This is a genomic window from Ornithinibacillus sp. 4-3 (genome assembly GCF_040958695.1).
Taxonomy (GTDB): domain Bacteria; phylum Bacillota; class Bacilli; order Bacillales; family Amphibacillaceae; genus CALAMD01.
The window spans coordinates 1,829,942-1,853,737 of sequence record NZ_CP162599.1 but is presented as its reverse complement, the minus strand read 5'-3'; the positions used below and the strand labels follow the sequence as shown (position 1 = coordinate 1,853,737).

Sequence of the window (23,796 nt, the reverse complement as noted above, 5' to 3'; positions counted from 1 at the left end):
CCCTTAAGTTCTTCAACTTTTAATCCATTGTAATTTCTTCTGTATGCAGAAACTGTTAATTGATTGAATCTGAGTTCCATTTTGAGAATAGGGTTAGCGCCTCTATTACTTTAATATTTTTGGGCAATGTAATTGACTGAAGCTGTACTCCAAAACTACCGTCAACGGATATAGAGGCACTATTATATTTACGTATTCCCTCTATACATTCTAATATTGTAGTTTTCCCGGATCCATTTCCGCCAAGTAATGCAAAAATCTCTCCTTTTTTTACCTTAAAGGAGAGTCCTTTCAATACAGCAACATTCCCATATGAATTATGTAAATTTTCTACATTTATCGCATATACCACAGCAATCCATCCATTTCGAAAGGATAACGACTTATTTTCTTTTCCCGTCTAATATTCATATTATAGTTAAATATTACCATAAAAAGGATTATGAGAGCAGATTATCTACTCTTATCTTTAGCCTGACAACATTGATTGAGGACAACATGAATACAATCTTTTTTGTAAAATTAGGGATCCTTGAGGAACCATTTAAATTTTTGTATTTTTTAATTTGGAGCTAACAGAAGAAAAAGTTGTGCAGAGATTTGAGGATAGCATTGAAACTAAAATTGGGGCTATACTTTTTATATAGCCCCAATGTTTCATATGTCATGTGGTCTTTTATACTTTATCGGCTCTTATTGTTAAAATGATGAATTCCCTTATTGTTTTCTAATTGATCTTCAACGACTCCACTTTGAAAGCTTTCATTCAATTGATTTTTTACGGCCTGAACACCTTTGTTATCTTCAGATGAATATTTTTTCTTGTTTTTATTTTTTTTACTCATTACAAACACCTCCTTATTTTTTAGTGTGCACAAAATATTGTGAGCGCATTGCGATAATTATTTCCAAATGATGTGAAATTTTGATTTAAGCTTAACCTTAGCATATTTTATTAATCTGAAAGGTTAGATTAAAAAGCTTTTTTGCTTAATTACAACTAAAAACACCATTTATTGGTAAAATTCCTTCCAAATGGCGTTTTTAGTGTAACTTTTATTTTATTTTTTTATCTAATAAGATCGTGGCATACCAAGTATATGCTGGCCCATGTAAGCTAAAATCAAATTATTATTTACTGGAGCAATTTGATATATTCGTGTTTCTCTAAATTTACGTTCCACATCTTTATGTAAATATATCGTAGCTCAGTTAAAACCTATATTCCTAAGCTGGTAATGGACACACAAATGACCTCGAATTTTTCATCGAGGTCATTAAAGCGCATCTGCTGTGTTGTTACAAGTAAAAGTTATTCCGAAATATGTCTTACCGGTACCCAGATTTCCGTTTTGGCTGTGGGACTGGTTGGATCAGGGCTTTTGTATACTTCTAAAGACGGTGCACCGCTATGCTGATAATCATTAGATGGAAACCACTCTGAATATATTTTTTTCCATGTTTCTGGTACTACATCAACTACTGGCCCTACGATTTCAAAAATTGCCCATTTTTCGGCAGATACTTCATAACTAGATAATCCATCAGGTGTGGAACCTTTATGTTCAGTGCCAATCCAATACTCAATATTATTGTCCTCTTTGCTATAATCCACTGTTGCTCCAATCAAACCTGATATTTGTCCGTTATTCAAGCCTAGCAATCGGTTAATAGTGCCGTCCCGGCCGACCTGTGTCCAAAAAAGACCAATATTCCGAGACGGGCCGATATCTCCGTTACAATTAAGCTGTTCTTTCACCCCCACAATCTGGAAGGCTTTTCGTTCTATCAATTGATAATTCATTGGTTCTACTCCTTTCACATTCACCTGTATTACCAGGCGGTTATAGGATTGTAAATTTCCCATTCCTTTACGTGCTTCACTCGGCGTAAGCTGGTGTTGTCTATGAAATGCTTTAGTAAAAGATTCAGGAGTTTGATAGCCATATTTGTAGGCAAGGTCAATAATCTTTGTACGACTGTTGCATAATTCATGAGCTGCTTTGGTCAAACGGCGTCTTCTCAAATATTCTCCAACAGTCATATCCGTCAGAATAACAAAAGCACGTTGGAAATGATAGGGAGATAGATGAGCTTGTTCAGCAATGTCTTTAATCGAGATATCATCCAGCAGATGGGTTTCCATGTATTCAATTGCCTTTTGTAATGATTCTACCAATGCCATATGGTTCACTCCTTTAATTGCATATTAACTTATTAATTCCTCTAAAACTTGTCATTTTGTGCTCGATCAAGACAGATTACTTTTCATAATCCTATTTTTACCTATTCGTCATTAACTCTTATCCTGTTTTTCTAATAATTCACTAATGCCAATTACTCAAAAGATCATTGTCAACATTTCATGATCATGTAACCTCTCAATAAAAACATCTAACGCTTTTGTCTGAAAAGGAGATTTTGTAATAATTGAAAACTCTCGTTTAATTGGAAGTCCTTCCATAGAAATAATTTTTAAATCACCATATTTTACTTCTTTTTGAATCGACCATTTTGAAAGCAGACTAATACCGAGGCCTGCTGCTACTCCCTCTTTAATCAATTGTGTACTGCCAAAATGCATTAGTTGCGAAGGAGCAATATTAAGTTGTTGGAACATCTTTTCTGTTGCTTCTCTTGTCCCAGAACCTTGTTCCCTTACAATCCATGTTTCTTTCTCTAAATCAATTATTTTAATTTCTCCCTCTTTATCAAATAGTTTATTTTTCGGTGAGGAAACAATAACCATCTCATCTTCTGCAATTGGCTCAATAATAATATTTTTATTATTAAAATGCCCTTCCACGATGCCTACATCAAGTTGATGAGTATCAACTAAATTTGCAATTCTATTTGTATTACCAATGCTTATAGTTGGTTCAATTTCTGGATAACTTCTTTTTAAATCAGCAATAATTCTTGGAAGAACATATTCACCAAAGGTATAACTTGCCCCAATTGCAAGTGGTCCACTTGCGGTATTCGTCAAATCGTCAACTAAATTCTGCATCATCGTATATAAACCAAGTATCTCCTTTCCATAATGATACACAATTTCACCAGCTTTATTTAAATGGACATATTTATTGCTTCGATCTAATAAGCGTGTTCCGATATTGTCTTCTAATGTACGTATATATTGGCTAACTGCGGGCTGTGTCATAAAATGTACTTCTGCTGCTTTAGAAAAACTCTCTTTCTCTGCGACTGTTTTAAATATTTCTAGATGCTTATCCAATTTTTATCCTCCTAATGATCAATAATTCTATTATAACATTTTACTTATTATCATCATTATTATAATTTATTTTCCTTATGTATTTGTATGAGATATCCTAACTAAAGGAGGTGAGTTTGTGGTGAATCAAGCAACGAATGAAAGAAAAAAACAAAAAGCAAACTCTTTTATAAAATGGATTGCTGGAATTTTATTTACTTTTTTTATTGCATTCTTAGGATACTTATTAGCTATGCTGCCTGGTTTTGACCATGTTGGGCAATTGGCCTGTGCTATTATTATAGCTGTAGTTTATAGGCAATTTTTTGGATATCCTGATTTATTACGTAATGGAATTACTTTTTCCACTAAAAAGTTGCTACGTTTAGCAATCATTTTATATGGATTAAAACTAAATATAGACATTGTGTTGCATGATGGATTAGGGCTGCTTGTACGTGACGCATTTGTCATTTTGTTTGCAATTGGACTTATGATTTGGCTCGCTAAAATGCTCAAAGCAGATAAAGATATTTCCCTTTTACTTGGAATTGGAACAGGTGTCTGTGGAGCTGCCGCAATCGCTGCTGTTGCCCCCATTATGAAAACAAAGGATGAAGATACAGCTATTAGTGTTGGTATTATTGCATTGTTAGGTACCGTGTTTGCAATCGGATATACGCTAGTAAGGCCCCTATTACCATTAATACCGATTGATTATGGAATTTGGTCAGGAATCAGTTTACATGAGCTTGCTCATGTTGCCATTGCAGCAGAACCTGCAGGAGAAGATTCATTAGCCATTGCATTATTAGCAAAATTAGGACGAGTTTTCTTGCTAGTTCCTCTCTGCTTCATTTTGATTTATTTTATAAAGAATAAAAATAGTGGAGATCAAGCAAAAAGAAAAGTTGAATTTCCATGGTTTCTAATTGGATTTATTATGATGAGTATTGTAGGAAGCTTTATTCTTGGGGATATTATTCCAGTATCAAATAATGTTTTGGAAGGTACTAGTATTGCTACAACTTGGATATTGACAGCCGCTATGGTAGGACTAGGTTTAAATGTCAATCTAAAGGATTTGCGGACTAAAGCCTTGAAACCACTATTTGCGGTAACCATTACTTCTATTTGTTTGTCCATCATTGCCTACTTTATTATCTAAAAGCATGTGAAGAATATATTTTGTCTTTTCAATATGAAAAACCTTCTTTTCAACATATTTTTTAAAGTAAGGAAAAGAAGGTTTTTCTCATTATATAGAGCCTACATTATTTATAACAAGAATCCATTTAATTAACTGTCTCCATAAGTGGTTGTTCTTTTTGCATTCCTGTCATATCAATAGCCCATGTAATTATCTTCTTATCATGTTTCTTTAGTAACCCTAGGCCTTTTTGATGAGGAAAACGACTATATGCAACTAGTTCAGCAACTGTTAAACCTTCTGGGGCAGTCGGATTTTGTGGCAAAAACCGGAAATAACAAAGAAATCCTTTTGTTCTAAAGAAAAGCTCTCTCTGTTTCTTTCTAATTTCCCATTGCCTTTCCGAACATGCAAAATATAAATTTCATTTGCGGCTTTCACTATTTTGTGATTACTATTTACTGGGCATAAATCTATTAAGCGGAGAGGCACCAGCTACTATAGGGTGGGAATAAGAATACAACTTAACTTGAAGAGGGACTGCCTATTAAATCCCATTTCCCTACTCAAAAATAAAGAAAATGTATTAAATAATAAGATGATTCCCCGCCAAGAAAAAGTTTTGGCAGGGAATATTTTTTGGTAAAAAAGACGAATAGTGTGGACGTGTCATTTTTAGTTTAGAAGGCACTATTTTATCTTGATAACTGGCAACAAATTTAACTAAACAGTATAAGGATAAAATTGAGATTCTTGATTTAATTTTCATATAAGTTAGCTATATCATGTATTTTCCGTTTCAATTCTGTTCGGATATGTGAAGGCTCTAAACATTCACATTTATCGCCAAAACTTAAAAGGATATTGTAATAATATTCGTTTTCTATAAAAGGGAAAGTAACAATGTAGTACTCCTCACCGTCTGGAGAAAAATCTTCATACCTACAATAATCAAGTGCCCTATCCATGACAGATTTATGAATACGAAGTTTGATCTTTGTTTGTATAGTTGCCAAAATATCAGTAAAATCCAATAGTGGTTTTTGATAATCTCGTGGCGTAAAGGAAATCTTTTCTAATTTTAGGTTTGATATACGAGCTAATTTGAATAGACGAAAATCATTTCTTTTATAACAGTAGCCTTGAAAATACCAATGATTACCCTTCAATACAATTTGATAGGCTTCAGCTTCTCGTTCCGTTTTATTTCCATGACGGTCGGCATATTCAAATGAAAGTAACTTGTTTTCTTGTAAAGCTATTTTTATGATTTCTAAATAGGCTTGTACGTTCCTATAACCTATCCACTGACTTAAATCGATATGTATTTGATCTGTTTTTAGTTGGATCTCGTCGACTCTATCTACCGGGATAAAACTTTTTACTTTCGCGAGAGCGTTTATCAGCTCGTCACTTTGTATCATATTGGAGAGACTAGAAAGTCCTGTCAAAATAGTAGAAATATCAGTAGTTGAAAAAACTTTGCTATCCATTTTATAGTTTTTCATGATTTCAAAGCCACCTCCTACCCCCGATGTTGAGCGAATTGGAATACCTGCCATGTTGATGGCATCTATATCACGGTAGATGGTGCGAGTTGAAACTTCAAACATATTTGCTAAATCCTGTGCGCTTATCCGTTCTTTATCGAGTAGTATCATAATAATGCTAACAAGCCTGCTAACTTTCATCTGTTAGCCACCTTTCAAAAAGATTTCTTCATTCTAGATTGTTGCCATATTGTTGTCAACAATAGCTAAGTATAATAATAATCAAGCAATCAACCTATTACAATCAAATGGAGGAAAATGATGAAAACAATCTATATTTATGTACTTGATACTTTAGCTGACTGGGAACTAGGATATGTTACTGCGGAGTTGAATTCTAGGAGATTTTTCAAAGAAGACGCGAATCACCTATCGATTAAAACAGTTAGTTACTCCAAACAACCAATCCGTACAATGGGCGGAATGACAATAGTTCCTGACTACTTAATTGATGACATTATTGTAAGTGAAACAAGCATGTTGTTATTACCAGGTGCAGATACATGGAATGATCCAAAGCATGAAGCTATTCTCGTAAAAGCAAACGAGTTGCTCTCTGTAGGTGCTACAGTATGTGCAATTTGTGGAGCTACTGCAGCACTTGCTAATTTTGGGATACTAAATAACCGTCCGCATACTAGTAATGGTCCGGGATTCCTTGAAATGATTTGTTCTAATTATAAAGGACAAGATTTTTATATAGACCAAGCCTCTATTGCATCTAATAACCTTATTACTGCTGGTTCCACTGAAGCTTTGCTATGGATGAAACAAATTATTGAGTGCTTAGATGTTTTTAAATCAAACACATTAGAATCTTGGTATAACTATTTTAATACTGGCGATTCTAAATATTTCTTTGAACTTATGCAAACTCTACCATCTAACAATAAATATTAGGATATTTTTGTTGTTATTAAAATCTTAAAAAGAGATTACTACATGTGTTAATCTCTTTTTGATATTTTTATGTCCAATCAATTAATGAGCTTAATGCTGATGTATTAGTTGTATCACGCGGATTAGAGCATAGAACTTTAAAACATTATGTGCACTTATGGAGTAGAAATGATGAGCCACTTGCTGAAAAAATGGCTGGGAATATTAAGTTTAATTTTTCTAAGAGAACAAATTACATCAAACTCAAGAAAGTTACAGTGAGGTACAATCCTCCATCAAAAAAGATGTTACGATTTCCGGACGTGGAGTTATGAACTCTTCATTCATAGCAATTTTCATCATCACTAACCCTTGTATGGATGCAAAATAGAAAAATACCATCTCCATCGTATTTCCCTGTTTAAATTGACCAAGATTCTGGCCCCTTTCGATTAATCGAGCAGTTTGTTGTAACAGTGCTGCACTACGAAGGAAAAGTACAAAAAAGATCAAAACAATTAGAAAGTGATAGGCTATAAATTAAAGGGATATTATTAAACTTACGAACTAAATATAATCCATTTTAGCATTATTAATTTACACAATACTAATGCTCCTCTACCCTCTTAAGTAAAGCGTTTTGTTTTCATGTAGGGAGAGTTTAGTTGGTAGTAACTCTTTAATGGTTAAAAAGCGACTATCTTTTTCTGGAATTTCAATTCTTGCACCATAAATTGTGTAAGCAACAAAATAAGCTGTACCTTCAAAAATACATACTCCGGTATTATCATAAATAGGTTCTAGTATTTCATAAGAAATTTCCTGTATATCATCAAATGGTAAATTGAAAATTTCAATAATTTCTTTCATTATCTAAAACCTCCTCTATTCATATAATATTCTTTATTTGATGTTTGTAATTATCAAATCACTTGTTATTATTAACTTTATCTAAAAATTCTTTAGTCTCGTGAATAAAATCTTTATAATTTTGAGTTTTCTAATTCATAAAATAGCCTGATGCCATATAAAATATTGGCACCAGGCTATTGATTTATCTATATTTCTGTATACTATCTCGTTACTTATTATTGTTTCATCCACATTGGTTCTAGCATATTCCCATCAATATCAGATACTTCTAATCCATACATTTGTTCTTCTGGAATTCCCATATCAATATGGTAAGCATCGCCGCCATTTTCTTTCGCTAATCGTCCAAATTCTTTAACTGCTTCTGCGTTTTCCATGCTAAAGCAGATCAAGGCAGCATTTTCCTTTTGTGTGTCGGCAATCTTTTTATCCTTAAGAAATTGCTGATAAAAAGCATGTTCTAACAACATAATATAAAAATTATCATCCCAAACCATACAGCTTGCATGAGTATCAGAGAAATCATTATTTTTTGTAAAACCCAATTTCTCATAAAAATTTGTAGCATCAGCAACATTTTTAACTGGAAAATTAACAAAAATCATTGTAGCCATTTAAAACGCCTCCTTTTTATGAACTTTACCACAATCGAATATTAAAAGTTTCTTCTAAATTGCTCAAAATTCCTTCTTTTTCTAAAAAATTCTCTTCCTTTAATTGAAAAGTTATAAAGTATTTTTTATTTACTCAAAATCTACAAGCTTCTAAACACGGAAAACATTGACAGATTTCTGAGCATTTATTTTTTAAAAAGAAGGAGCTAATGATAGGATAATTATACAGAACATTTTCAAATGAAAATCAATTACCAATATTCGGGAGGAATTTCAAACATGTCTTCTAGCTTATACTCGCTCGAACTAAGAAGAAATTTTGCACAACTTAAGCATTTAGCACCTGAACAATTTCAAGCGTTTCAAAAATTTAATATGGATGTATTTCAAGATGGTGCTTTAACAGAAAAGGAAAAAGAAATTATTGCAGTAGCAATTACACATGTGACACAATGTCCGTACTGTCTTGTAACCCATACGAAAAATGCAAAGAAACTAGGCGCAACACTAGAGGAATTAACGGAAGCAGTATTTGTTGCATCTGCTCTTGAAGCTGGAGGTTCTGTTGCACATAGTTCTCATGTTTTTCACACACAAGAAGAAGATGCGTCAGAAATTCTTTATAGTCGTTCAGATGTCAAGAGAACAGTTCAATTAGGTAAATTAGATCCTGATGCCTTTAAGTCTTATAGAGCTTTTAGTGATTCTACAGTAAAAGAAGGAGCTTTGAGTACTAAATTTAAAGAGATTATTGCAGTAGCTGTAGCAACTGCAACGCAATGTGCTTATTGTATTGATAGCCATACAAAGAAAGCGATAAAACAAGGTGCTACAAATGAGGAGTTAGCAGAAGCAATTCTCGTTACAGCTGCTTTACGTGCAGGCGGTGCCTATGCTCACATGGCGAATATGATCGAAGCTTATAAAGAAGATTAATACAGTTTAGAGATAGAAATAAAGCAGGCTTGCTAATCATTTAAATTAGCAAGCCTGCTTTATTTCTAACGCTCAGACAGGTTTGGCAATTATCTTAATGAAAAGAATCAGACATAGATCCTTCCCGCTGATTCCACATGCTTTAAAATCTCGGTAATAGTTTCTTCTGGTGTCATATCAGATGAATCTATCCATAGCCCTATTTGTGGGTTTTCTTCTATTAATACTTGATAAAGTGATTCTACTTGCCATGCATGATAGCCTGTTTTATGACGTTGTTTTTCTCGTTGTAGAATTGCATTTATACTAGGATTAAGTGTGATTAAATAGACAGGCTTAGATTGTAATTCTTGCAGAAAAGTTTTTGTTTCTACTCCTAAATAATTGTCTTGTACTACTACAGTGAAGCCTGCTTCATAATATGTTTTTACTGTATTGGCAGTCAGATGATAGCGCAGTCTTAATTGTTCTAGTGCCTCTTCAGAAGGCTGTGGTGTCATTTCTTTTCGTCCATTTACTATCATTTTTCGATAAATATCACCATGTACATGGACACTTTTATCCAGCTGTTCTGCCAATAATTGTGCTATCGTTGATTTTCCAGAAGCCATAATACCAGTGATTATATAAATTCCTTTTGGTAGTGTCATTCTTATCACTTCCTTGGTGAGTTTTAAAATCCATTTATTCCTTTAATTATACTTATTTCGCAAAGCTAAAAATGATATACATACTTTCATAAACTTAAGCATCTCGTTTTCGGTAAAATACAACAGCTACTGCAATTAAAATGAACGTCCATAACATCAAAATCCCAGTTCCTTGTATTGAAGTAAGTCCATTTATTCCTTCTGAAGCAGACGACGTATACATGTAAGATCCTGCTGTATCAGGAAGATAATTTTTAATATCAGACAAAAATCCTCTCAATAATGGACTGGCAATAAAATAATAACTGAGCAGTACAACTAATGCAGGAATAGTTCGTTTTAGTAAGGACCCTATTGCTACACTAAGAAGCGTGGTTAATGTGAGATATCCTGTTGCACCTGCTATTGTTTTGATCATTGTACTTATTTCAAGTTCTGTTGCTATGTCTTTTATCATCATAAAAGCATAAAGCGCCCCAGCTGAAACAGTAATAAATGCAGCTGGAAGACTAATAATGGCTAAAGCCAAGTGCTTGGTAGATAATTGTAGACCACGCCAGGGTACCGCGATTAGTGTAGTTTGAATTTGACCACCTACATATTCAGAGCAAGCGGCTAAAATTCCAAGAATGATAAAACCAACTTGAAGATAGCTCATCGAAGCTAGTCCAATATCTAATACATTACTACCTGTTTCTGCTTGTAGTTCAGCATAAATAAAAGCTGCGACTAAAATTAAATTAAGAATGAATGTACCAATTAGAGTAAGCCATATCATCGGTAATGAGATTAATTTAGACAGCTCTGCACCAAGAATGTGAGTTATTTTTTTACTTGATGATTCGTTCATGATGCAACATCCCTTCTGTAGAATACAATCGTTGCAAGAATGAAAAGAACAGCTACCCAAGTAAACATGATTAATCCACCTACAAATGGTGAGAAATATCCATCACCCATAAACATATCCCTACCGGCACTATCTGGTAAATAAAAACCTAGCTTGGTAATATTAGAAAGCAAATAACTAACTGTAACAACAGAAGCATTTAAGATGAGTATCGTGAGTGGGATAATACCGTTCTTGGTTAGCACGGTAATCCCAAATGCTAAAAGAGCAGTAAATATCCAGTTGCATATAACACCAATATATCTCGATATTTCTATTGCTGGTGCATATTCACCTAGAGTTAGATAAGTTGCTCCCATGGTTGTAATAAGTGCAATGATAGAAAGTAATAGACTTACCACTGTTACAGCGCCTGCTTTTGCAAATAAAAAGTGAATTCTAGATGAAACTGCGGTTAGGCTTGTTGTAAGCTGCTGTCCCCCACCAGATTCGCTACTTTCTGTGAAATACTCACTACTAACAGCAATAACCCCAATAATAATCACACCTGGAATCCCAAAAGCTAATCCTATATAACCAATTTCTGATAGTCGTGTACTGACTCCAGCAATGATATCGTCTTTTTCGCTTAGGCTATCTAAAATCGCAATGGTTGCTGATCCAAAGATTCCAATAAGAAAAGCAAGCCAGATAGATGGCAAGGAAGCTAACTTGGACAATTCTGCGGAAAGCGCCCTCATATCACATCACCTGCACTTCCAGAAGTGAGAGCAAAAAAGGCTTCCTCAAGTGTGGCATGATGACCTATTACTTCTTCTAAAGTACCATCAGCAACAATTTTCCCATGATTAATAATCACGACATCATCAACCGTTTCCGCAAGCTCCCCCATAAGATGACTGGATAAGAGTACGGTATTTCCGGATTCAGCACGTTCACGTAAAAAGGTTCGAATCCAGCGAATACCTTCTGGGTCAAGTCCGTTTACTGGTTCATCTAAAACCAATATCTCAGGATCACCTAACAGTGCTGCAGCCATACCGAGTCTTTTCCTCATACCAAGCGAATAATTTCCAATCCGCTTACCGGCTGCATGAGTAAGACCTACTATTTCTAATACTTCCTCTACACGGGAGCGAGGCAATCCTGCAGCACGTGCAATCCAACGCAAATGTGCTCGGCCTGTTCGCATCCGATGAGCCCCAAATCCATCAAGGGCTGCACCTATGGTTGCTAGTGGATTGTTTAATTTTGCAAAGGGTCCCCCATTAATTTGTGCATTTCCTGAGGTGGCACGATCCAATCCAAGTAGGATACGGAGTGTAGAGCTCTTCCCCGCTCCATTTGGTCCTAGGAAACCAGTGACTCTCCCCGGTTTAGCTTTAAAACTAATGCCTGACAAGATCTTTTGAGATCCATGTTTCTTAACTAAGTTATTAATTTCAATCATCCATAACACTTCCTCTCTGTTATGGACCTAATTATAACGAAGCAAAGTAACATCTCGGTTAGCTTGTAGGTTAATTCTTGGTAAGCTTTAGGTTAAGCCCTAGAAATAACCACTTTTGTACCGTTCTCATTGGTTAGAAACTGAGCTTTCAGTTTCATTTTTTCTAGCATGTAATTTGAAATGGATAAACCTATACCTACCCCACTCTTATCAGAAGATTGGTCCATACCTGGTCCTTTATCTAAAATAATAATTTGCTCCTTTTTGTCATCAACAACAATACTTGCATATTTTCCTGTAGCAGCATGCCGAAGGATATTTTGAAATAAGTTGTCTAAGACACGTGTTACCCACTTCGAATCGACTTCCCAGTAAAAGGTTTCTTCTGTTGGCAAATCAACATCAAATTGTATCTTTTTCTCCTCAAATACAGGATACCAAGCAGCAACTGAAGCTCTTACTAAACGAATTATATCTGTTGAACTAGGCTGAAAAGGATATTTTCCTGATGTAAGCAGTGTATAGGCAAGTAAGTCATCCATTAAATCGTCAACTCTTGTAATCGTATGATCTATTTCTACTATGGATTCTTTTCCTTCTATACTAAGTGATTCTTTATGTAATCTGCTGACATGCCCTCGCAAAATGGTAAGCGGAGTTCGCAAATCATGAGATAAATTTGCAATAAGATTGCGTCGTAATAATTCTTCTTCGTATTCTCTTATTTTACTATCTTCAAGCTGGCTAATCATCCAATTAAAGGAATTCCCTAACTGATCTATTTCATCCATTCTATCTGTTTGAATAGGTACAGGCTTAGGAAAGGTTTCATTATCAGCAGATATTGCCATAGATTCCTGGAGGCGAATAAGACGCTTGCGAAGTTTTAAAAAGAAAATCCAAGACATGATAACAAATGCAACAATAATAAAAGCAAACAGAAGTAAAATCATGTAAAATCGGTTTACCTCTACATGATTCTCATTGATCACAGAAATCCCGACGAACCCCAGAAAAAGAAATATGAAAAACATTGGTAAAATAATAAAGATAAAATGTCCTGTCATAAAATTCCGAAATAATGAATTCTGATGTTTCATAGCTTCACCCGATAACCTATTCCCTTCAACGTTTCAATAATCTCTGGAGAATCTGGATTCTGCTCTATTTTTTGACGGAGACGACTAATATGAACCATTAATGTTTTATCACCAGTCATATATGGCTCCTCCCAAATTGCTTCATAAATCTGTTCTTTTGGTAAAACCTTGTTAGGATGGTTTAAGAAATACATTAAAATTTGATGCTGTTTTCCTGTCAAGATAATTTCTTTTCCTGTCTGTTTATCAAATACCATTTTGATTTCTGGATCGACTTCGATATGCTCTCCTAAGGAAATACGCTCGGAATGTAGCCCTCCACTTCGGCGTATTAATACTTCCAATCTAGCAACTAATTCATCTATATGAAAAGGTTTTGTTAAATAATCATCCGCAAATTGCAAGCCATCCACTTTATCATCTATCGATGTTCGAGCTGATAAAAGTAAAATTGGGACTGTAGGAGCTACCTTCTTTAAGCGTTTCCCAACGGTGAATCCATCTAATCCAGGCAACATGATATCCAAAATAACTACTTCATGATGAAGCACTTCTTTTTCAGCATTCTCTCCTGATAGTAACCACTGTACTGAAAAGCCTCGCTCTTCTAATTCCTCTTTCACCCAATTGCCTATTTTCTCGTTATCTTCAATATATAATAAGCTTTTTTTCAAGAAGCACCCTTCTCTCTGAATTTCAAAATTATCTAGTATTATAACATAGCGATTTGATTTTCTTTTGGGAAAACCAATGTAAAAAAATAATACAGGTTCTACTAAAATTAATTTAATAGAACCTGTTCAATAATTATATTGACTTATAAGCCTTTCGCAACTCAGCAAGATCAAGTTTTTTCATTTTAAGCGTAGCTTGATTCAAACTTGCTATTTGCTCGTCTGTTCCATTTTCCATCATGTCATCCATTTCCTTAGGTACAATCTGCCAGGATAAGCCATATTTATCCTTCAGCCATCCGCATTGTTCAGATGCTGGAACTGCTGTCAGTTGATTCCAGTAGTAATCTATTTCTTCCTGTGTGTCACAATAGACCATAAATGAGATTGCTTCATTAAAATGGAAAGAATGAGCCTCCGCACTGTCCATTGCAACAAACCATTGATGTTCTAACATGAAGTCAGAAAACATAATGGTTCCTTCCATATTAGGCTCCATGCCTTTAGGATAACGTGCGATGTGCCCTTCCTTCCCATTTTGAAATATAGATAAATAAAAACGAGCTGCTTCTTCAGCTTTACCGCATACATCATTAGTAAACAATAGTGACGGTATGATAGGTGGACGTTCTTCACCTTCTGGATTGGTAAGAATTAATTGCCATGACAAACCATATTTATCTTGAATCCATCCATACTTTTCGCTGAACGGATATTTATCAAGTGGCATCAGCACAGTGCCTTCTTCTGATAACTTATTCCAAACTTCATCTATTATTTTGCTTGCATTTTTTTCTCGAGATGGATCAAAGTTCACCATAAAAGAAATGGTTGAATTGAATTTAAAATAAGGACCTGCACTAATTGCCATGAATTTTGTTCCCCATAGTTCGAAGGATATTAAATCAGCATTTCCTGATGGAGTATCATATAATACCATACTATGTGTGACTTTTGATTCTGGAAAAATGGAAGAATAAAATGCTACGGCTTCCTTTGCCTCTGTGTCAAACCATAAATGTGGGACAATCTTTTGATTTGTCATTGTTATGCCTCCTGGTTTTTATTTTAATTATTCCCTTTTATCGTACCAATCTAACAAATTCATAAATTCTACATTTCTTATTTCTTCTAATGTACAACTAGCTTCTCTCTTATCTTTTAATATAAAATAAATTTGATTATCGGCATAGCCTGAGACTTTACATGCTAGATCTTTATAATAATTTCCATTCGTTACAATATTAGCCTGGATTAAAACAGGAGAACCCGTAGTGAAAGCTTTGTAAAGGATATTAGCCTTCTCTACTTCTGTCATCTCCACTTTGGCTTTGATTTCCCTTAATTGATTTTTCTTTCTCTCCTGCTTAAGTGCTTCTGTATGATCGGAGAGTAGCATTCCTAACCATTTAACAATACCCCTATCTTCATATCCAAATTGTTCCGGTGTAATGCGTATTATATGAACTTCCTCCATATCACTCTTCCTTTCCGGATCTATGGCCACCCAGCAATTTAGCTCGATATCTGGCCATCCCACTTTCAAGTAAGCTTGATGCATGCAGTAATGAAGTATAACCATGTTTTTTTCTAACAATATTAATAGCACTATCTAGTTCTTCATTTTCGATGATTTCTTCTGGGGCTTCAAAGAAATTCAATTGGATAGCTTGTTTGGGCCGAAGTCTTCCAAAGGTTATATTAATAATTCTTACAGGAGTGTTTTCCTTATAATATTTATTAAACATAAGCAGCATATATCCTTTTAGTTGTTTAGATGAATCTGTTGCATCAATTTTCATTTCATGTTTGAATCCATCATGTATCGTATTTTTAGAATATCCGATAGCTAATTTTATAACACCAGTTACTAGTCGATGTTTTCTTAATCTGGCTACATTCTCATCTGTCATTTCTCGAATAACAATCTCAATATCATATTTAACAAGATAATCTCTATTTAATATCTGATTTTTACTAAAGGATGTACTTTTAGGCTTGTAGGTATCAGATAAAATGCTTCTATCAATTCCATGGGCATGAAAAAAGAGCTGCTCTCCAATGACCCCGAATTTTGATTTTAATTTATGAATACTATATTGAGATAGCTGATAAATATTTTGAATTCCTAATTGATTTAAATTTGTTTCTGTTTTTTGTCCTATTCCCCAAAACTTACTTAAAGATCCTATTTTCCATACGGTATCTGGAACATTTTCATATCTCCATTCCCCAATAAAAGCATTTTGCACATCATGCTTTGCCTGATGATCGAGTGCTAATTTTGCCAGAAGTGGATTGTCTCCTATTCCAATAGTTAATACTAACCCTAGCTCTTTCCAAACATCATACTGGATTTTCTTCGCTATATGGTGTGCACCGCCGAAAAGGTTCTTGGATCTAGTTACGTCAATAAAGGATTCATCGATGGAATAAACATGCAAGTCCTCTTCTGCTACATAACGTTTAAAAATGCGTAATATCTCTAAATTTTTTTCTAAATATAATGCCATACGTGGTTCAACGATTTCTATATTTGCTTCAGGAGGAATTTCGTAAATTCTTGTTCCTGTTTCAACGCCATATTTTTCTTTTACTAAAGGAGATGAAGCTAAAACTAAACCACCTTGACTATCAGGCTTTGATACAACCGCAATTCGCGCTTTTAAAGGATGTTGGTTGCGTTCAGAAGCTTCTACGCTGGCGAAAAAGGATTTTGCATCAATACACATGATATTTCTACGTGGTTCATTAGAGTAATCCACCATGATAATATTTTTCATCACACTCTCTCCCGATAAGAATATATGTTCTTATTTATGATTATAAGAACATACGTTTCTATAGTCAAGATGAATAAACTAGAAAAAGCATTCAAAAGAATTTCTTCCCTTGAATGCTCTATCATTTAAAGATATATTAACGCTTGTTTATGCAAATAATTTACTGTTTCAGTAACATCGTAGTTCTTCCAATTAATCTCTTTCTCACCTAAATAGCTTTCGACAGCTAAAATGATTAGTTTTTGATGCTGTGTAAGTGCCTGCTCAGCTTGTATTTCTCCTGCAATATCTTTGGGATAGATTTTTTCAGTTAAGCATGTTTGGATTATCCGGCAAAGCGTTAAGATTGCATTTTGTTCATCACCTTCATAATCACAAGCTATTTCAGCAATTGATTCTTTCATTGCCAATTTCACATCTGTAAAAGGAATCTCGGGCAATATTTCTTGGAGTGAATAGGAACCATAGAGCCTTTTAGCTACTTCTCTCGCTTGATACAATAGTATCGTTAAATCAGGATTTGCTTCATTTAAAGGAATATATCCCCTATCGTAAGCATCTCGTAGCCATTCACCATAGATAAAATCTTGTGTAGGTGGATAGGACCAAGGTGTAATTTGTGCTTGAACAATGACAGAAATTTCTACATATCGCAAATGAGTGTCTTCTCCAATCTTTTTAGAGAAAGATTTAAGTTTTTCGATTAAATTTTGCTTGCATTTTTGAGAAAGTTTTTCCTTAACGATAACTAAGAAATCTAAATCACTATTAGCCTTCAATCCACCTTGTACAGAAGAACCACATAAGTAAATACCAACTAATATTTCTGGTAGTTCATTTGTTAATACTTTTAATACATCATTCATTTGTTTATCAATTTCCATATGATATCCCCTTGATTCCCCTCTAAAAATGAAATCTCCGTACGATTTCATTTTTCATTGTTTTTTCTGAAAATAATACCATACCGATTAATGTGAGTAATGCATATAAAGCAGTTACTGCACTTGGCCATAAAACAGTTGACCAAGAACTTAGAAAAAGAATAACAGGAAGAAATCCTAAAACGACCATTGTGGACATATATCCTATATATTCACTCCATTTCATTGGCTTTCTAAGAATGATAATAGTTACAAATAAGGTTGCCAAGGTCACAAGGAAAGGAATAACATAGTGAATAGACCATTTTGAGCTTCCTGACGCTGCGTCCAAGATAAACAGCATGATAGAAAGTACAATCACTTGAAAAATCACTTTTGAACCAGTATGTGCCTTGGATAAAATAGTATGATTAATACATAATAAACCATATAATACTGGACCTAACACATATAAAAACCATAATGTATCTGGGTCTGTTAATAAATTTATTAACAGACTTGTACTAATAGAGAAAATTGCAATAAACAGAACAAGACGCTGGATAAAATAACGTCGCTTTATTTTCATTTCATAGGCTGGATAGTATTCGTTTTCCTCTATCACTTCAGAAAGCCCCTGTTTACATAGAGGGCAATAATGTTGTTTTGTATAGATATTACAATTCGTACAATAATGTTTCTCGGTTTTATCTATTGTCATTGGAGTACACCTCTATCTCCAAGTTATAAGTTTTAGACAGTTCTTTAAAAAAGGTACGGATAATATCTGCTTCTTGTATCATTCGGGCAAATGTGATGACAAGTTCATCCCCAACAGCAATCATACCTCCATTGATTGGACTTTTCTTTGTTGGGTACATCACCATTTCCATATGAGAAATATGTGGATCTATAGATTCAGAGAAGCGGACCATACCCATATTTGTCAAAGTCATCGCTTTTGTACGTTCACTGAAGCTTCTGTACCCATAACGAATCGCATAATATTTTAATGGAAGTGGGATAAAACGTGCGGTTAATCTTGTTTGCCATTTTACTCTATCATTAATGCTTTGCTGTAAAATTTCTTTTTGTACTTTTTCCTGTAATTGCTTTGATGTTTCTCTAATAATTTCTTCCAATGTTGTGCTTTCTGTAACAACCATCCCTATATTAACTACTCCAAAAAAATTACGTAATGTATTAGATGGAAAAAGGCTTCGTAAATTAACTGGAATAGCAATTTTTATTTCCTCTTTATATGCTCTGTACTTTAATCTTTCTTTATAAATAGCTGCAATTAAAATAGCAGTGATAAATACAGTAATTGTTGTTTCGTGCTTTTTAGCAAGCTGATGTATTTTGCCTGCACTCATTCTCCCATGGATTGTTATGGTTTGATCTATGGGTACTCCACGAATTTGATAAGAAGATATTTCCTTAGCCATTACTGTTTTTTCATTTGTGACATAGTTTTGATAGCTATCGTCTCTTTCATAGTAACTTTGTTCATTATGAATATCGATCAACACACTCTCATAGTTTACTTCTTCCCCTAAATGAACTAAGTAGTAATAAACTAATGCTTTCATAAATTCTAAAGCGCCTGTGCCATCTGTAACGGAATGAAAAAATTCAACTGAAATCCGCTTTTTATAATAAATAATGCGTAGTAAGAAGCCATTTGTTTCTAATGGATCGATTGGCGCACATGGATATTGACTTTCTAGCTGAACATATAGCTTCTCCTTATTGTCTACTAGAAAATCCCAGAAAGCTCCTTTTCGAAGCTTCACTGCAAATATGGGAAATCGTTTAATCGTTTTATCTAATGCCAATTGAAGTTTCTCTGATTGTACAGTTTTCTTCATAATAGTTGAAATTCGGAAGACCGAAGAATTAGCTGGTTCTGACACAGCATGAAACACTTTACCTGCATTATCAAGTCTGTACCATTCACTCATAAGTTGAACACCTCTATACATGCTGTTTTTGCTTATACTCTATTTTCATTACCCTTCATAGCTTTCATTTTTGCATAATAATCTTTACAATTTCTTTAGTAGCTTTTTTGGCTTCTGGGGTAGGATAGAGCAAGAAAATATGATTCATTTTCGGATATTCAAAATAATTTATTTTTACATCCAATGGTTTAGCCATTTCAATAAGCTTTCTTGCATCTGGCAAAAAGACTTCATGTGTCCCTACAAATAAAGTAATTTCTCCTAATCCCTTTAATTTTCCATTGATTGGACTTAATAAATAATGGTTTGGATCAGTATCTCCTGCATATGCTTTACCCATTTGAATCAAGCCATAAATACCTAACATTGGATCTTTGCGCTCTAGTTTGGAAGCTTCTGGATTCTTCAAGGTAAGATCGAGCCAAGGAGATAGTAAAATAATATGTCTTGGTTGTAATAATTTTTTCTCTAAAAGTAATTGTGCTAGCGCTAATGCGAATCCTCCACCAGCAGAATCTCCCATTAAAATAATATCTTTTTTATTCGATATCTCTAAAATCCATTTATATATTGGCAGAACTTTATCAAAAGACTCTTTATATTGATGATTAGGTGCTTTTGGATAAATTGGAACATATATTTTAGCATTTGTAGCTTTTGCTAGTTTTCCGAGAAAATGCCAATGGTATATGGAAGGCTGTTTAATATATCCTCCTCCATGTAAATAGAGTATGGATTTTTTTGAGTCGGCAAGGTCTGAATTAAATATGTAACATTCCATTTCAGCAAAAATTTCTTTTTTGATATTAAATTTTTGCTGAATATATTTTGATAATTTATATGGTTTTTCATTTTCGATTCGTCGCTTTTTTAAAAAAGCCTTATACTTTTTCTTATTCGTAAAGCTATTTTTATTACTAAAACGCATAAGTAATCGTTCTATCATCCAGCTTTGCATACTTCTCATATTTGTTTCCCCTTATACCTTATTAGCATTTTATTAGCTAACACCTTTAGAAAAGTAGCATCACTGCTATTTTTCCCATCAAAATAGAAAGTTAGTCTATTACTTCGTTAAAAATGAATACTTCTATATTTATTATGACATTCTTTTTACTTTACGTATATATGCCTCTTTTTTAATTGATCTCTCTTTACTTTTTCGATTGAAATATGTATTATATATCTAAATGATATATATCTTAAAGATATGTGGTGAAATAAATGAAGAAATACAATGATACAACATACGCGATACTTGGAATCCTAACAACAGACTGCCGATCTGGTTATGAAATAAAAAGTTTTATTGATAACAGCCTTACTCATTTCTGGAAAATTAGCTACGGACAAATCTATCCAACTTTAAAGCTTATAGAAGCAGATGAATTAGCAACAGTTCAAATAACATCAGACGAAGGAAAGCCTACACGTAAAGAATACTCTCTTACAAAAAAAGGTATGCAAGCATTAAAGGAATGGCTAGAGCAACCGTTAAAGCAATTACCAGTAGAAAGAAATGAAGTACTGCTAAAATTATTTTTTGGACAGCATCAAACAGTTGAACAGACGCTTCAGCTATTAGAAGATTATCAGAAAAAATTAAAAGCAACATATGAAAAATACGAAGGAATCGAAGAAATGATTTCTTATTACGACAATAACAAGAATGATGCGAAATACTGGCTGTTTACACTTGATTATGGAAAAAAAGTGACGGAAGCTGCTTTAGCATGGTGTGAGGAAACAATTAAAAATCTATAGATTTTTAAAAGGAGGAATGCTCAATGCCTAAAAAAATTCACAAAGGTCGATACACAACGGAAAACAGTAAAGATATGGTTGTTTTTATTATTGGTATGCGTGTTAATAAATGGTGGTCGATTCGCAAATGGGGACCTGTTTTTACTGCAATGCCTGGGATGATTCGTGAGCTTTATGAAAATAAGGAAGAATTAGGATTCCTTTCTATGGAAAGCTATTTTGGTTTACGAACAACGTTGATGGTGCAATATTGGCGGTCTACTGAAGATTTACTCGCTTATGCAAGAGGTAAAAAGCATTTGGCTGCCTGGAGAAACTTTAATAATAAAGCCTCCAACAATGATGCAGTTGGATTTTATCATGAAACTTATCAAATACAACCAGGGAATTATGAATCTGTTTATATCAATATGCCTTTATTTGGTATGGGCAATGCCATTAACCATATTCCTGTCCCAGCAAAATATGGTTCTGCACGAAAACGTCTGGAAGGAATAAATCAACAACAAAGAAGCTAGGACAAAAGGTTTTATTACTTAGCTAATTGCGAACTTAAATTGAGCCAACACCCGCTTCGGAAATATACTTCGCTTTCCATGGGCGGCTGGTGAGCCTCCTCGTGCTACGCACTCCGGGGTCTCGCCTAGGCCTTCCTCCCATAGGAGTCTACGTATATTTCCTACGCTTCATTTGAATATTGGTCGGATTTCAAGCTTAATTTTTCCTTTTATCCCAAACTCTTATGTGTTGAAAATCTATAATATACGTTAAACCATTTTATTCAAATTATTGATCCATTTGTGTCTCCTCTAAAAGTAGGCTTGTTCTCAAAAGCGCTAATCTTAAATATCTCTTCATACACTTTTAAATAACTAGAACTGTTTATCACTTATAAAAATTCCTTAGCCAGTAGGTAATTAATATACTTTTCAAAAAAACCATTAAACGGAAACTCTTTTTGTTCAATCCTATACAATAAGTTACTCAAACTCTTCTGTACTTTATCCTTTACTTCTAAAGAATAACAAAGCTCCTTAGCATTATCTTCAAATTCATCCACATCTACAACCGACCATTCGCCATCCTTGCTTCTTATCACATCAATATCCATATCTATAAATCTAATTTCATTTTTATGGAACTCTGGAGGTAAACAAATATTACAATAATATTCTACATCTCCATTCTCATAAATATCTAAATTTACCGTATACCAAGTATTTTTTTGAAAAAACTCTATTGAATATGTCCCAAATTCATATACCTTATTTTTGCTATGATGATACAACTTTCTACCTGGCTCACCAAAAATCATAATATAGTCTTCTGTTTCTTTTAATAGCTTAGATTTCCATTCATAATGATTTTTACCATTGTATTTAGATACTAAAACTTTAATTTTATCCATAACACCCCTCCAGAAGTTAGTAATAATATTGGGGAAATTAATTATATTTGGTTATATTAATAAAGTGCAATATTAGTGATCTACTGAAGATCTGCTTGCTTATGCAAGAGGGAAAAAACTTGGTACACGGAGAAATTTTAATAATAAAGTCCCCAACAATAATGCAGTTGGATTTTATCATGAAACTTATCAAATACAAAAATGATGAGTAATAATCACCCATCATTTTGTCATTATATTAATTCGTCTTCTTCGCAGCAAGTACAGATATACAAGCTTTTGCTACTAACGCAATACCAATAATGAATAATGCTTTACCGAGTAGCCAAATAATCCACCGCATTGGAGCATAACCAAATTCTAAAATCATGTTAAGTCTCAGACTCGCTAATTTAAAATCCATCCCATCTGTAGTGAAAATTAAAATTAAACCTAACATAAAAATACCTAAGCCTATATAAAGGTTTCTAGCTATTTTATTACTCTGTTCTTTATCCTCTATCCTCTCTATATTTGATCCACCTGCAACTGCTTCTGGCTTTTTGATTGCTAGTACTGGTAAAACGATGACCAACATTGCAAATAATGCTCCTAGTCCCTGCCCAACTAGCCCAACAAGACCTGTCAGCATGATTTGCATATTAATAGATCCATCCCACCAATAATGATACCCCTCATAATTTTCTACTAATGTACGTATAGAAGGAATCATCCAAGCTATAAGGAGTACTAATACATTTACAATAACGATTGGAAGTGAAATCGTAGCAGTAGCGTTTAAAAATTTCCTCACAATATTAGGCGTATCCTGCTGTTCCTTTTCTCTTAAAATGGACACGAGATACCATGCAGATAAAAGAGCTGGCGTTATTAGTGGAACCACACCAAGTACCCTGTTACCATTTGCATCAAAAAAACTATCGATTGTTCCCCAAATGCTTAAAGCTAGAATGATAAAAACAATAAGCAAATTTCCTCCCGAATACATTTTTTTGTATTCTTGACGAACATAAGATGATACTGTTATTTTTTGCTTATTCATATATCCCTCTCCCATTTATTAACAAGATG

Annotated in this window: 28 protein-coding genes and 1 pseudogene; 6 read left to right on the top strand and 23 right to left on the bottom strand. The window is 34.0% G+C overall.

Features of this window, described 5'->3' with window-relative positions:
- Positions 1-55: 55 nt before the first annotated feature.
- From AB4Y30_RS09015 to AB4Y30_RS09000, 4 genes are all read right to left on the bottom strand, one after another.
- Positions 56-352, bottom strand: a complete 297-nt coding sequence (locus AB4Y30_RS09015) for an ATP-binding cassette domain-containing protein (RefSeq protein WP_368651911.1) — start codon at positions 350-352, stop codon at positions 56-58.
- A 331-nt stretch (positions 353-683) separates the two neighbouring features.
- On the bottom strand, positions 684-845 hold the full coding sequence (locus tag AB4Y30_RS09010; RefSeq protein WP_368651910.1) for a hypothetical protein: 162 nt from the start codon (positions 843-845) through the stop codon (positions 684-686).
- 467 nt (positions 846-1,312) lie between these two features.
- Positions 1,313-2,185, bottom strand: coding sequence for a GyrI-like domain-containing protein (locus AB4Y30_RS09005; protein ID WP_368651909.1), 873 nt, complete (start codon positions 2,183-2,185; stop codon positions 1,313-1,315).
- Positions 2,186-2,341: 156 nt separating this feature from the next.
- Positions 2,342-3,238 carry a LysR family transcriptional regulator gene (locus AB4Y30_RS09000; protein ID WP_368651908.1) on the bottom strand — a complete coding sequence of 299 codons (897 nt, stop codon included), beginning with the start codon at positions 3,236-3,238 and terminating at the stop codon, positions 2,342-2,344.
- A 118-nt stretch (positions 3,239-3,356) separates the two neighbouring features.
- Between AB4Y30_RS09000 and AB4Y30_RS08995 the strand changes: the two genes are divergently transcribed.
- A complete protein-coding gene (locus AB4Y30_RS08995; protein WP_368651907.1) occupies positions 3,357-4,385 on the top strand; it encodes a YeiH family protein in 1,029 nt (342 codons plus the stop codon).
- A 163-nt stretch (positions 4,386-4,548) separates the two neighbouring features.
- Here the strand turns inward: AB4Y30_RS08995 and fecE are convergent.
- Positions 4,549-4,692: pseudogene (fecE, locus tag AB4Y30_RS08990) on the bottom strand (Fe(3+) dicitrate ABC transporter ATP-binding protein FecE); the annotation flags it as partial.
- Positions 4,693-5,125: 433 nt separating this feature from the next.
- A complete protein-coding gene (locus AB4Y30_RS08985) occupies positions 5,126-6,058 on the bottom strand; it encodes a helix-turn-helix transcriptional regulator (protein WP_368651906.1) in 933 nt (310 codons plus the stop codon).
- A 120-nt stretch (positions 6,059-6,178) separates the two neighbouring features.
- Between AB4Y30_RS08985 and AB4Y30_RS08980 the strand changes: the two genes are divergently transcribed.
- Positions 6,179-6,817, top strand: a complete 639-nt coding sequence (locus tag AB4Y30_RS08980) for a type 1 glutamine amidotransferase family protein (protein WP_368655135.1) — start codon at positions 6,179-6,181, stop codon at positions 6,815-6,817.
- 597 nt (positions 6,818-7,414) lie between these two features.
- Here AB4Y30_RS08980 and AB4Y30_RS08975 read toward each other — a convergent pair.
- On the bottom strand, positions 7,415-7,666 hold the full coding sequence (locus tag AB4Y30_RS08975) for a hypothetical protein (protein ID WP_368655134.1): 252 nt from the start codon (positions 7,664-7,666) through the stop codon (positions 7,415-7,417).
- Positions 7,667-7,884: 218 nt separating this feature from the next.
- Positions 7,885-8,283, bottom strand: coding sequence for a hypothetical protein (locus tag AB4Y30_RS08970; RefSeq protein ID WP_368655133.1), 399 nt, complete (start codon positions 8,281-8,283; stop codon positions 7,885-7,887).
- Positions 8,284-8,562: 279 nt separating this feature from the next.
- Here AB4Y30_RS08970 and AB4Y30_RS08965 point away from each other — a divergent pair, with 279 nt between their 5' ends.
- Positions 8,563-9,219, top strand: a complete 657-nt coding sequence (locus AB4Y30_RS08965; RefSeq protein WP_368655132.1) for a carboxymuconolactone decarboxylase family protein — start codon at positions 8,563-8,565, stop codon at positions 9,217-9,219.
- Positions 9,220-9,326: 107 nt separating this feature from the next.
- Here the strand turns inward: AB4Y30_RS08965 and AB4Y30_RS08960 are convergent, their stop codons facing one another.
- The 13 genes from AB4Y30_RS08960 to AB4Y30_RS08900 all read right to left on the bottom strand — a co-directional run bounded on the left by AB4Y30_RS08960 (position 9,327) and on the right by AB4Y30_RS08900 (position 20,520).
- Positions 9,327-9,869: an AAA family ATPase gene (locus AB4Y30_RS08960; protein ID WP_368655131.1), complete on the bottom strand. Its 543-nt coding sequence runs from the start codon at positions 9,867-9,869 to the stop codon at positions 9,327-9,329.
- A 94-nt stretch (positions 9,870-9,963) separates the two neighbouring features.
- On the bottom strand, positions 9,964-10,719 hold the full coding sequence (locus tag AB4Y30_RS08955; RefSeq protein ID WP_368655130.1) for an ABC transporter permease: 756 nt from the start codon (positions 10,717-10,719) through the stop codon (positions 9,964-9,966).
- Complete coding sequence (locus AB4Y30_RS08950; RefSeq protein WP_368655129.1) at positions 10,716-11,459, bottom strand: ABC transporter permease; 744 nt, start codon at positions 11,457-11,459, stop codon at positions 10,716-10,718. Before AB4Y30_RS08950 ends, AB4Y30_RS08955 begins: the two co-directional genes overlap by 4 nt.
- Positions 11,456-12,169: an ABC transporter ATP-binding protein gene (locus AB4Y30_RS08945; RefSeq protein ID WP_368655128.1), complete on the bottom strand. Its 714-nt coding sequence runs from the start codon at positions 12,167-12,169 to the stop codon at positions 11,456-11,458. The genes AB4Y30_RS08950 and AB4Y30_RS08945 overlap by 4 nt, the downstream gene beginning before the upstream one ends.
- 92 nt (positions 12,170-12,261) lie before the next feature.
- Complete coding sequence (locus tag AB4Y30_RS08940; protein ID WP_368655127.1) at positions 12,262-13,269, bottom strand: histidine kinase dimerization/phospho-acceptor domain-containing protein; 1,008 nt, start codon at positions 13,267-13,269, stop codon at positions 12,262-12,264.
- Positions 13,266-13,943: a response regulator transcription factor gene (locus AB4Y30_RS08935; protein ID WP_368655126.1), complete on the bottom strand. Its 678-nt coding sequence runs from the start codon at positions 13,941-13,943 to the stop codon at positions 13,266-13,268. Before AB4Y30_RS08935 ends, AB4Y30_RS08940 begins: the two co-directional genes overlap by 4 nt.
- A 133-nt stretch (positions 13,944-14,076) precedes the next feature.
- Positions 14,077-14,988, bottom strand: a complete 912-nt coding sequence (locus AB4Y30_RS08930; RefSeq protein WP_368655125.1) for a VOC family protein — start codon at positions 14,986-14,988, stop codon at positions 14,077-14,079.
- Between the two features lie 27 nt (positions 14,989-15,015).
- On the bottom strand, positions 15,016-15,420 hold the full coding sequence (locus AB4Y30_RS08925; RefSeq protein WP_368655124.1) for a hypothetical protein: 405 nt from the start codon (positions 15,418-15,420) through the stop codon (positions 15,016-15,018).
- A 1-nt stretch (position 15,421) separates the two neighbouring features.
- Positions 15,422-16,726 carry a Y-family DNA polymerase gene (locus AB4Y30_RS08920; protein ID WP_368655123.1) on the bottom strand — a complete coding sequence of 435 codons (1,305 nt, stop codon included), beginning with the start codon at positions 16,724-16,726 and terminating at the stop codon, positions 15,422-15,424.
- A gap of 125 nt (positions 16,727-16,851) precedes the next feature.
- The gene (locus AB4Y30_RS08915) at positions 16,852-17,610 is read right to left on the bottom strand and encodes an aminoglycoside adenylyltransferase domain-containing protein (protein WP_368655122.1); all 759 of its coding nucleotides are present in this window, start codon (positions 17,608-17,610) and stop codon (positions 16,852-16,854) included.
- A 22-nt stretch (positions 17,611-17,632) separates the two neighbouring features.
- Positions 17,633-18,310 carry a DUF6320 domain-containing protein gene (locus tag AB4Y30_RS08910; RefSeq protein WP_368655121.1) on the bottom strand — a complete coding sequence of 226 codons (678 nt, stop codon included), beginning with the start codon at positions 18,308-18,310 and terminating at the stop codon, positions 17,633-17,635.
- Positions 18,297-19,553, bottom strand: a complete 1,257-nt coding sequence (locus AB4Y30_RS08905; RefSeq protein ID WP_368655120.1) for an acyltransferase — start codon at positions 19,551-19,553, stop codon at positions 18,297-18,299. Before AB4Y30_RS08905 ends, AB4Y30_RS08910 begins: the two co-directional genes overlap by 14 nt.
- 64 nt (positions 19,554-19,617) lie before the next feature.
- The gene (locus AB4Y30_RS08900) at positions 19,618-20,520 is read right to left on the bottom strand and encodes an alpha/beta hydrolase fold domain-containing protein (protein WP_368655119.1); all 903 of its coding nucleotides are present in this window, start codon (positions 20,518-20,520) and stop codon (positions 19,618-19,620) included.
- Positions 20,521-20,777: 257 nt separating this feature from the next.
- Here AB4Y30_RS08900 and AB4Y30_RS08895 point away from each other — a divergent pair, with 257 nt between their 5' ends.
- Entirely contained in the window at positions 20,778-21,317 is a 540-nt protein-coding gene (locus AB4Y30_RS08895) for a PadR family transcriptional regulator (RefSeq protein WP_368655118.1), read from the top strand.
- Positions 21,318-21,340: 23 nt separating this feature from the next.
- Complete coding sequence (locus tag AB4Y30_RS08890) at positions 21,341-21,835, top strand: DUF4188 domain-containing protein (RefSeq protein WP_368655117.1); 495 nt, start codon at positions 21,341-21,343, stop codon at positions 21,833-21,835.
- Between the two features lie 371 nt (positions 21,836-22,206).
- On the opposite strand, the gene AB4Y30_RS08885 is transcribed toward AB4Y30_RS08890, so the two are convergent.
- Positions 22,207-22,725, bottom strand: coding sequence for a DUF402 domain-containing protein (locus AB4Y30_RS08885; protein ID WP_368655116.1), 519 nt, complete (start codon positions 22,723-22,725; stop codon positions 22,207-22,209).
- 91 nt (positions 22,726-22,816) lie between these two features.
- On the opposite strand from AB4Y30_RS08885, the gene AB4Y30_RS08880 reads away from it, so the two are divergent.
- The gene (locus AB4Y30_RS08880) at positions 22,817-22,930 is read left to right on the top strand and encodes a hypothetical protein (RefSeq protein ID WP_368655205.1); all 114 of its coding nucleotides are present in this window, start codon (positions 22,817-22,819) and stop codon (positions 22,928-22,930) included.
- A gap of 33 nt (positions 22,931-22,963) precedes the next feature.
- Here the strand turns inward: AB4Y30_RS08880 and AB4Y30_RS08875 are convergent, their stop codons facing one another.
- Positions 22,964-23,767 carry a hypothetical protein gene (locus tag AB4Y30_RS08875; protein ID WP_368655115.1) on the bottom strand — a complete coding sequence of 268 codons (804 nt, stop codon included), beginning with the start codon at positions 23,765-23,767 and terminating at the stop codon, positions 22,964-22,966.
- Positions 23,768-23,796: the final 29 nt, after the last annotated feature.

What these genes read in the sequence shown, in the direction of transcription:
- AB4Y30_RS09010 (WP_368651910.1), bottom strand. Translation starts at nt 845, where the DNA reads ATGAGTAAAAAAAATAAAAACAAGAAAAAATATTCATCTGAAGATAAC.
- AB4Y30_RS09005 (WP_368651909.1), bottom strand. Translation starts at nt 2,185, where the DNA reads ATGGCATTGGTAGAATCATTACAAAAGGCAATTGAATACATGGAAACC.
- AB4Y30_RS08985 (WP_368651906.1), bottom strand. Translation starts at nt 6,058, where the DNA reads ATGAAAGTTAGCAGGCTTGTTAGCATTATTATGATACTACTCGATAAA.
- AB4Y30_RS08980 (WP_368655135.1), top strand. Translation starts at nt 6,179, where the DNA reads ATGAAAACAATCTATATTTATGTACTTGATACTTTAGCTGACTGGGAA.
- AB4Y30_RS08975 (WP_368655134.1), bottom strand. Translation starts at nt 7,666, where the DNA reads ATGAAAGAAATTATTGAAATTTTCAATTTACCATTTGATGATATACAG.
- AB4Y30_RS08970 (WP_368655133.1), bottom strand. Translation starts at nt 8,283, where the DNA reads ATGGCTACAATGATTTTTGTTAATTTTCCAGTTAAAAATGTTGCTGAT.
- AB4Y30_RS08965 (WP_368655132.1), top strand. Translation starts at nt 8,563, where the DNA reads ATGTCTTCTAGCTTATACTCGCTCGAACTAAGAAGAAATTTTGCACAA.
- AB4Y30_RS08960 (WP_368655131.1), bottom strand. Translation starts at nt 9,869, where the DNA reads ATGACACTACCAAAAGGAATTTATATAATCACTGGTATTATGGCTTCT.
- AB4Y30_RS08955 (WP_368655130.1), bottom strand. Translation starts at nt 10,719, where the DNA reads ATGAACGAATCATCAAGTAAAAAAATAACTCACATTCTTGGTGCAGAG.
- AB4Y30_RS08950 (WP_368655129.1), bottom strand. Translation starts at nt 11,459, where the DNA reads ATGAGGGCGCTTTCCGCAGAATTGTCCAAGTTAGCTTCCTTGCCATCT.
- AB4Y30_RS08945 (WP_368655128.1), bottom strand. Translation starts at nt 12,169, where the DNA reads ATGATTGAAATTAATAACTTAGTTAAGAAACATGGATCTCAAAAGATC.
- AB4Y30_RS08940 (WP_368655127.1), bottom strand. Translation starts at nt 13,269, where the DNA reads ATGAAACATCAGAATTCATTATTTCGGAATTTTATGACAGGACATTTT.
- AB4Y30_RS08930 (WP_368655125.1), bottom strand. Translation starts at nt 14,988, where the DNA reads ATGACAAATCAAAAGATTGTCCCACATTTATGGTTTGACACAGAGGCA.
- AB4Y30_RS08925 (WP_368655124.1), bottom strand. Translation starts at nt 15,420, where the DNA reads ATGGAGGAAGTTCATATAATACGCATTACACCGGAACAATTTGGATAT.
- AB4Y30_RS08920 (WP_368655123.1), bottom strand. Translation starts at nt 16,726, where the DNA reads ATGAAAAATATTATCATGGTGGATTACTCTAATGAACCACGTAGAAAT.
- AB4Y30_RS08915 (WP_368655122.1), bottom strand. Translation starts at nt 17,610, where the DNA reads ATGGAAATTGATAAACAAATGAATGATGTATTAAAAGTATTAACAAAT.
- AB4Y30_RS08910 (WP_368655121.1), bottom strand. Translation starts at nt 18,310, where the DNA reads ATGACAATAGATAAAACCGAGAAACATTATTGTACGAATTGTAATATC.
- AB4Y30_RS08905 (WP_368655120.1), bottom strand. Translation starts at nt 19,553, where the DNA reads ATGAGTGAATGGTACAGACTTGATAATGCAGGTAAAGTGTTTCATGCT.
- AB4Y30_RS08900 (WP_368655119.1), bottom strand. Translation starts at nt 20,520, where the DNA reads ATGAGAAGTATGCAAAGCTGGATGATAGAACGATTACTTATGCGTTTT.
- AB4Y30_RS08895 (WP_368655118.1), top strand. Translation starts at nt 20,778, where the DNA reads ATGAAGAAATACAATGATACAACATACGCGATACTTGGAATCCTAACA.
- AB4Y30_RS08890 (WP_368655117.1), top strand. Translation starts at nt 21,341, where the DNA reads ATGCCTAAAAAAATTCACAAAGGTCGATACACAACGGAAAACAGTAAA.
- AB4Y30_RS08885 (WP_368655116.1), bottom strand. Translation starts at nt 22,725, where the DNA reads ATGGATAAAATTAAAGTTTTAGTATCTAAATACAATGGTAAAAATCAT.
- AB4Y30_RS08875 (WP_368655115.1), bottom strand. Translation starts at nt 23,767, where the DNA reads ATGAATAAGCAAAAAATAACAGTATCATCTTATGTTCGTCAAGAATAC.